Genomic DNA, 6,756 nt, shown 5'->3' on the forward strand with positions numbered 1-6,756 from the left:
GGGTGGTGTCGGCGGGAGGGGTGGGATTCGACATATCCTGCGGGGTGCGCACTCTGCACACCGGCCTGCGCATAGAGGACATCGAAGCGGTGAAGGCGCGGCTTGCGGATGCGTTGTATCACGCCATTCCGGCGGGCATGGGCAGCACCGGCGGCATCCGGCTGGATGCTGCGGAGATGGATGCCATGCTGCGCGGTGGTGCCCGCTGGGCGGTGGAGCGCGGTTATGGTACGGCGGCCGATCTGGAGCGCATCGAGGAGGGCGGCTGCATGCACGGCGCCGGCCCGTCTCAGGTTTCCGAGCAGGCCAAAAAACGCCAGCGTGACGAAATGGGCACGCTCGGATCCGGCAACCATTATCTTGAGATCCAGGAGGTGACCGATGTGTATGCGCCGGAGATTGCCGCTGCGTTCGGCGTAAAAGCGGGCGATGTCGTAGTCAGCATCCATTGCGGTTCGCGCGGGCTCGGCCACCAGATCGGCACCGAATTCCTTAAGCAAATGGTAATGGCTGCCGCGGGCTATGGCATAGACCTCCCTGACCGCGAGCTGGCCTGTGCGCCGATCAATTCGCCGCTCGGGCAGGACTATCTTTGCGCGATGCGGGCGGGCATCAATTGCGCTCTGGCCAACCGCCAGATACTCACCCATCTTACGCGTCAGATATTTTCACAGGTGCTGCCGCAGGCGCGGCTGCCGCTGCTGTATGACGTGTCCCACAACACCTGCAAAGTGGAGGAACACAAGGTGGACGGGCGGATGAAAAAACTTTTCGTCCATCGCAAAGGGGCCACACGTGCCTTCGGCCCGGGGCATCCCGATCTGCCCCTCGCGCTGCGGGATGCCGGCCAGCCGGTGTTGATCGGGGGCAGCATGGGAACGGCTTCTTATATCTTGGCCGGGACGGAACAGGGCATGCGGCTTGCGTTCGGTTCAGCGTGCCACGGCGCGGGACGCGCGATGAGCCGTCATCAGGCGTTACGCAACTGGAGCGGGCGGAAAGTAGTCGATGATCTGGCCGGGCACGGCATCCTGATACGCAGCCCCTCGATGCGCGGGGTTGCCGAGGAGGCGCCGGGCGCTTACAAGGATGTAAGCGCCGTAGTGGATGCTGCCGATCGCGCCGATTTGGCGCGCAAGGTGGCGCGTGTGAAACCGCTCATCTGCATCAAAGGTTAAGAGCTCATGAATACACTGGAACGATATGACTTGCAGCCGGGCGATGCACTATTGGTTACGGACATACAGAATGATTTCCTGTCCGGCGGCAGCCTGGCGGTGCCGGGTGGCGATGAGGTGGTGCCGGTGCTCAACCGTTACATTGACATCTTCGTGACGCGCAACCTGCCGGTGTTTGTTACGCGCGACTGGCATCCCGAGCATCATTGCTCCTTCCGCGCGCAGGGCGGGCCGTGGCCGCCGCACTGCATAGTGGGAACGCACGGCGCGGAGTTTGCCGCAGCGCTGCGCTTGCCGCCTTCTGCCGTGATCATCTCCAAGGCAACCACGCCGGAACATGATGCCTACTCGTCGTTTCTGCGCACAGATCTGGATCGGCAACTGCGCGATGCCGGTATACGCCGGATATTCATCGGCGGGCTCACCACCGACTACTGCGTGCTCAATACTACGCGCGATGCGCTGCAACTTGGCTATCAGGTGTTTGTCCTGGTCGATGCGATCCGGGCGGTGGATGTCCAGCCCGGTGACGGACAGCGCGCCGTGGAGGAAATGATCGCGCTTGGCGCGAAATGCATCTCCCTGCAAAAGCTTGCTGCATGAATCCTGCATCCAGCGTTCTGCTCACTGATCTCTACCAGCTCACCATGCTGCAGGGTTATCACGACTCCAGCATGGAGGATGTTGCCGTGTTCGAATTTTTCGTACGCAAGCTGCGCCCCGGACGCGGCTTCCTGATGGCGGCAGGACTCGATCAGGTGCTGGAATTCCTGCTGGGCTTGCACTTCACACCGGAGGAACTTGAATGGCTGGCTTCCACCGGCCGCTTCAGCAAGAGTTTGCTCGCCCATCTCAAAACGCTGCGCTTCACCGGAGATGTGCATGCGATGCCGGAAGGCACGATATTCTTTCCCAACGAGCCGATACTGCGGGTGACTGCACCGATTGCGCAGGCGCAACTGGTGGAAACACGACTCATCAACCTGCTGAATTTTCAGACGCTGATCGCCTCCAAGGCGGCACGCATGGTGCTGATGGCGCCGGACAAGCAGCTTGTGGACTTCGGGCTGCGCCGCGCCCACGGGGCGGAAGCGGGACTGCTGGCGGCGCGCGCCAGCTATATCGCTGGTTTTACCGGCACTGCGACGGTGCTGGCTGGCATGCAGTTCGGCATCCCACTGTTCGGCACCATGGCGCATTCCTTCGTGCAGGCCCACGATGACGAGATGCTGGCCTTCGAGCACTTCGCCCATGCCCAGCCGGACAACGTAGTGCTGCTGATCGATACCTACGACACTGAGGCTGCGGCGCGCAAAGTGGTGGCGCTCGCGCCGCAGCTGGAACGTGACGGTATCCGCATCAAGGGGGTACGCATCGATTCCGGCAACCTCACTGATCACGCTTATCAGGTGCGACAAATTCTGGATGCGGGCGGACTCAAGCACGTCACCATTTTCGCCAGTGGCGATCTGGACGAGCATGTGCTGCGCGATATGCTTGCCGCAGGCGCACCGGTAGATGGTTTCGGTATCGGCACGCGCATGGACACGTCAAGTGACGTGCCCTACCTCGATTGTGCCTACAAACTCCAGGAATATGCCGGCAAGGCGCGCCGCAAGCGTTCCGAAGGCAAACAAACCTGGCCTGGGCGCAAGCAGGTATACCGTAACTACGACGCCGACGGACGCATGTCTTGGGATATTGTGACTCTGGAGGAAGATATGCAGCCAGGAGAACCTCTCCTCATACCGGTAATGCGCGGAGGACATCGACTGGCGGCAGCTGCAACGCTTGAAGATGTCCGTAGCCATGCAGCAGCCAGTCTGGCCCGGCTACCGGAATCACTGCGCAATATTCAAGAAGCTCATGATTATCGGGTAGATATCTCTCCGGCGCTGCACGAACTTGCTGAGCAGGTTGACCAAGGATCCATTTATTTCGAGTAAAAAAGGTTTAGTCCGGATATTTTAGTCACTCTCTCAATAAAAGAGAAATTCTGTAACTGCAAGGTCTGAACGATATTATTCACAAAGAGGAGGATATAAACATGGAAATTCCAATTCAAATCACGCTGCGCGATGTAGATCATTCCGAAGCTCTTGAAGCGCATATCCGCGAAAAGGCAAAAAAGCTGGAAAACTTTTTTGATCATATTATTTCCTGCCGGGTGGTGGTGGAAAAGCCGCACAAACATAAACATCAAGGTGGGGCTTTTAACATACGCATCGACATAGGTGTGCCGGGACGCGAAATCGTGGTGAACCGCGATCGCCACGAAGATGTCTATGTCGCTCTGCGCGATGCCTTCGATGCCGCCAAGCGGCAACTGGAGGATTACACCCAACGTCTGCGCGGCGAAACAAAACTTCATCAACCGGAATATATCGGCCAGGTGGTGCGACTTTTCGCCGAGGACGGCTGTGGCTTTATCCTGCGTGCCGATGGCGACGAATTGTACTTTCACCGCGACAACGTGGTCAGCCCTACTTTCGATCAGCTCAAGGTGGGCGATGAGGTGAAGTTTGTCGAAGAAATGGCCGCAGAGGGAACACAGGCCAAACGCGTGAGCCTAGGCCGCCACCACTTGCCGCGGTAGCTCAGCGTGTAAAATCGCGGCGATAGCGTGTGGCTAGATGACGCAGGCGCAGCCCTTCGCGCACCAGTGCGGCCTCGAAATCGGCAAAGTCGGCTGCCGGTTGCCCGTTATCTGTCCATATTTTCCGTAGCCGGGGAAGGGCCCGGTCGGCATCATCGGAGTCGAGCTGCAGATAACCCAGAGCTTGCGCTGCATTCAATACCAGCGGCGTCAGCGGTGGATCGGCCTTGGTCCAAATGCCGCGCAGCTCACGCAGAAAGATTGCAACAGTGATATCGCCAATGCCCTTACTCAGCGCCTTGAGCCGCATTTCCAGATCGCGCGGGTCGGTGGCGATGTCATGCAGGGTATCAAGGCTGCTGCCGTAATCGTGCGCCAGGGCAGTGCATGCGTCGAGCAGCTTGGTGGCGGTTTTATAGTCATAGCGCGTGTAGCCTCCAGCATCAAGGATGGCCACCAAGCCGTCCCAGCCGGTTTCCATGATGAGATGGGGCGTGAGCAGGCCGCGTGCGGCGAACTCATGCCAAGTGCGACTGGCGAGCAGTTCCGAAATGCGTGCGCCATAAAGCATTGCGGCGAGAAACCATTTGAAGCGTTCGCCCGCATCCGGGCTGGCGAGATCGATGCCGAGTGCGGTTGCATAACGCCCGCCGTGGCTGCGCAACAATTCGTCGGGTGCGATCATGCCGTGTCTTCAGGCAGCAACCCGTGGTGCAGCGCCCATGCTTTGGCGCGGGCAATGGCGATGCGGATGGCGCTGCCCTCGTCGTGGCCTTCGACCAGCAGGGCATTGGCGATCTTGATCGCCTTGGCGCGCACCGATGCCGGCAGATTTTTCATGGCACGGGGGTAATAATTTTTATCCCATGGCATGACTAACCTCGTAGACTAGCCGGTCATCCCGACGCATTAACCTATTGCCAAATTCAGCGCAAAGCATTTCCATGCGCGCACTGATAGCCTTGAAATCTTCGCCGCGCGCCAAGGCGACATGCGCCATCTTCAATATCACCGGGATCAGTTCAATACTTTGCAGCTGCCCCTTCTCGAACATTACCTTGAAGAAGCAAGAGCGATCATCACCAATAAGGGCTAGTGTAAGCATAAGCATGGATTCCTCACATAGTGCGCTTGAGGAGCGGCCATAGTTCAGCAAGCGGGCGGGTATTCAGCACATCGGTTTTTTCCAGCCAGCCGCGCCGCGCCTGCCCGATGCCATAGCGCAGATTATTGAAATCGAACGTGCTGTGCGCATCCGAGTTTATGCTGACCAGCACACCTTCCTCCTTGGCGGTCTGACAGTGGCTATCGAGCAGATCTAGACGTTCCGGGTGGGCATTCAGTTCGAGAAAGCAGCCGCGCTGTTTGGCATGGCGGATGATGTGCAGCATGTCCACATCATAGGGTGCGCGCCGTTCGATCAGGCGGCCGCTGGGATGGGCGAGAAAGGTAAAGTGCGGGTGATCCATGGCGCGCAGGATGCGCTTGGTCTGTTTGGCACGCGACAGATCGAAACTGCTGTGCACCGCGCCTACTACCAGGTCAAGCCTGGACAGCACTGAGTCCGGCAGGTCGAGACTGCCATCTTCAAGGATATCTACCTCAATACCTTTGAGCAGGGTAATGCCCCCCAGTTGTTCATTAAGGCGGTCAATTTCGTCACACTGCCGCGCCAGTTGCAACGGGTTCAGGCCGTGCGCCACGGTAAGGCGGCGCGAGTGTTCGGTGATGGCCAGGTACTCCAGCCCAAGCGCCTTGGCCGCCAGCGCCATATCACGCAGGCTGTCGTGGCCATCGGTGGCATTGGTATGTGCATGCAGGTCGCCGTGTAGGTCAGATAGCTCCACCAACTGTGGCAGACGTCCGGCGCGAGCCGCCTCAATTTCGCCGCGGTCCTCGCGTAGTTCCGGCGGAATGTACGCTAGGCCGACGGCGTGGTACACCGATTCCTCGCTGTCTCCGGCGACGCGTTGTGTACCGCGGAACACGCCGTATTCGTTGACCTTCAGGCCGAGTTGCTGTGCGATGCGGCGGATGGCAATGTTATGTGCCTTGGAGCCGGTGAAGTAGTGCAGTGCTGCGCCATAGCAGTGCTGCGCCACCACGCGCAGATCAACCTGCAAACCGCACTTGAGCAGAACGCTGGCGCGCGTTTCTCCGGCGGAGAATACTTCGGCGACTTCGTCATAACCGGTGAAGCATTGCATGACCTGGCTGTCCGGCGCAGCGCTGACCAGAATGTCCAGGTCACCAACGGTTTCGCGCATGCGCCGAAAGCTGCCTGCTACAGTCACCTGTTGTACGCCGGGTAGTGCTTGCAAAAAAGTACATAGCGCTTCGGCATATTGTGCAGCCACTGTGAGCTTGAAGCGGTGGGTCTGGCTGGCATGGGCTTCCACGGCCTGCAAGATGTTGAGTTCGGATTTTTCACCGAAACCGGGCAGGGCGCGGATGCGGCCATCCTTCGCGGCTCGGTGTAGTTGTTCGATGGTCTGCACGTCGAGATTATGATACAGCGCCTTGACGCGCTTTGGTCCCAGTCCCGGAATTTTCAGTAGTTCAGTGATAACGGGTGGCAATTCACGGTGCAGCCGTTCCAGAAAGTTGCTGCGTCCGGTAGTGGTAATCTCGCTAATTTTACCGGCGAGGTCGTCGCCGATGCCGGGCAAACGGGTCAGGTCATCGCCTTGTTCCACCAGCAGACGCACCTCCTGTGGCAGATCGCTCAATATGCGTGCGGCATTGCGATAGGCGCGGATTCGGAACTGGTTTGCTCCCTTAATCTCCAGCAGGTCGGCGATCTTTTCAAATATAGCAGCAATGTCGGCATTGTGGATTGGCATGTTGTATCCTCCATAGAACCATTTAAATCCTATATCTCCATTTCAAGTTCCGCCAAGCAGAGCACCAGCAGCCCAGCCCCAACGACCTTTAGGGCACCTCTAAAAATCCAATTTTCGTCACAATACGGCGTTACTCGAA

At 58.6% G+C, this 6,756-nt stretch carries 8 protein-coding genes; 4 read left to right on the forward strand and 4 right to left on the reverse strand.

Annotated features, from left to right (window positions below; translation table 11 throughout):
- From MJ768_RS13130 to hpf, 4 genes are all read left to right on the forward strand, one after another.
- The coding region (locus MJ768_RS13130) for an RtcB family protein (RefSeq protein ID WP_239292368.1) at nucleotides 1-1,178 on the forward strand (1,178 nt) is incomplete at its 5' end.
- A 6-nt stretch (nucleotides 1,179-1,184) separates the two neighbouring features.
- Complete coding sequence (locus MJ768_RS13135) at nucleotides 1,185-1,781, forward strand: isochorismatase family protein (protein ID WP_239292369.1); 597 nt, start codon at nucleotides 1,185-1,187, stop codon at nucleotides 1,779-1,781.
- On the forward strand, nucleotides 1,751-3,124 hold the full coding sequence (locus MJ768_RS13140) for a nicotinate phosphoribosyltransferase (protein WP_239292370.1): 1,374 nt from the start codon (nucleotides 1,751-1,753) through the stop codon (nucleotides 3,122-3,124). The genes MJ768_RS13135 and MJ768_RS13140 overlap by 31 nt, the downstream gene beginning before the upstream one ends.
- Before the next feature lie 101 nt (nucleotides 3,125-3,225).
- On the forward strand, nucleotides 3,226-3,774 hold the full coding sequence (gene hpf, locus MJ768_RS13145) for a ribosome hibernation-promoting factor, HPF/YfiA family (RefSeq protein ID WP_239292371.1): 549 nt from the start codon (nucleotides 3,226-3,228) through the stop codon (nucleotides 3,772-3,774).
- Nucleotide 3,775: 1 nt separating this feature from the next.
- Here hpf and MJ768_RS13150 read toward each other — a convergent pair whose 3' ends face one another.
- The 4 genes from MJ768_RS13150 to polX are packed head-to-tail and all read right to left on the reverse strand — an operon-like array spanning nucleotide 3,776 to nucleotide 6,617.
- On the reverse strand, nucleotides 3,776-4,459 hold the full coding sequence (locus MJ768_RS13150; RefSeq protein ID WP_239292372.1) for a hypothetical protein: 684 nt from the start codon (nucleotides 4,457-4,459) through the stop codon (nucleotides 3,776-3,778).
- Nucleotides 4,456-4,647, reverse strand: a complete 192-nt coding sequence (locus MJ768_RS13155) for a hypothetical protein (protein ID WP_239292373.1) — start codon at nucleotides 4,645-4,647, stop codon at nucleotides 4,456-4,458. The genes MJ768_RS13150 and MJ768_RS13155 overlap by 4 nt, the downstream gene beginning before the upstream one ends.
- On the reverse strand, nucleotides 4,634-4,879 hold the full coding sequence (locus tag MJ768_RS13160; protein ID WP_239292374.1) for a hypothetical protein: 246 nt from the start codon (nucleotides 4,877-4,879) through the stop codon (nucleotides 4,634-4,636). The genes MJ768_RS13155 and MJ768_RS13160 overlap by 14 nt, the downstream gene beginning before the upstream one ends.
- A 13-nt stretch (nucleotides 4,880-4,892) precedes the next feature.
- A complete protein-coding gene (polX, locus tag MJ768_RS13165; protein ID WP_239292375.1) occupies nucleotides 4,893-6,617 on the reverse strand; it encodes a DNA polymerase/3'-5' exonuclease PolX in 1,725 nt (574 codons plus the stop codon).
- Nucleotides 6,618-6,756: the final 139 nt, after the last annotated feature.

It is taken from the genome of Candidatus Nitrotoga sp. 1052, assembly GCF_927312905.1.
GTDB lineage: Bacteria > Pseudomonadota > Gammaproteobacteria > Burkholderiales > Gallionellaceae > Nitrotoga.

Bases quoted from the DNA above. Each gene is read 5' to 3' on its own strand.
- MJ768_RS13160 (WP_239292374.1), bottom strand. From the start codon at position 4,879: ATGCTTACACTAGCCCTTATTGGTGATGATCGCTCTTGCTTCTTCAAG.
- MJ768_RS13155 (WP_239292373.1), bottom strand. From the start codon at position 4,647: ATGCCATGGGATAAAAATTATTACCCCCGTGCCATGAAAAATCTGCCG.
- polX (WP_239292375.1), bottom strand. From the start codon at position 6,617: ATGCCAATCCACAATGCCGACATTGCTGCTATATTTGAAAAGATCGCC.
- MJ768_RS13140 (WP_239292370.1), top strand. From the start codon at position 1,751: ATGCATCTCCCTGCAAAAGCTTGCTGCATGAATCCTGCATCCAGCGTT.
- MJ768_RS13150 (WP_239292372.1), bottom strand. From the start codon at position 4,459: ATGATCGCACCCGACGAATTGTTGCGCAGCCACGGCGGGCGTTATGCA.
- MJ768_RS13135 (WP_239292369.1), top strand. From the start codon at position 1,185: ATGAATACACTGGAACGATATGACTTGCAGCCGGGCGATGCACTATTG.
- hpf (WP_239292371.1), top strand. From the start codon at position 3,226: ATGGAAATTCCAATTCAAATCACGCTGCGCGATGTAGATCATTCCGAA.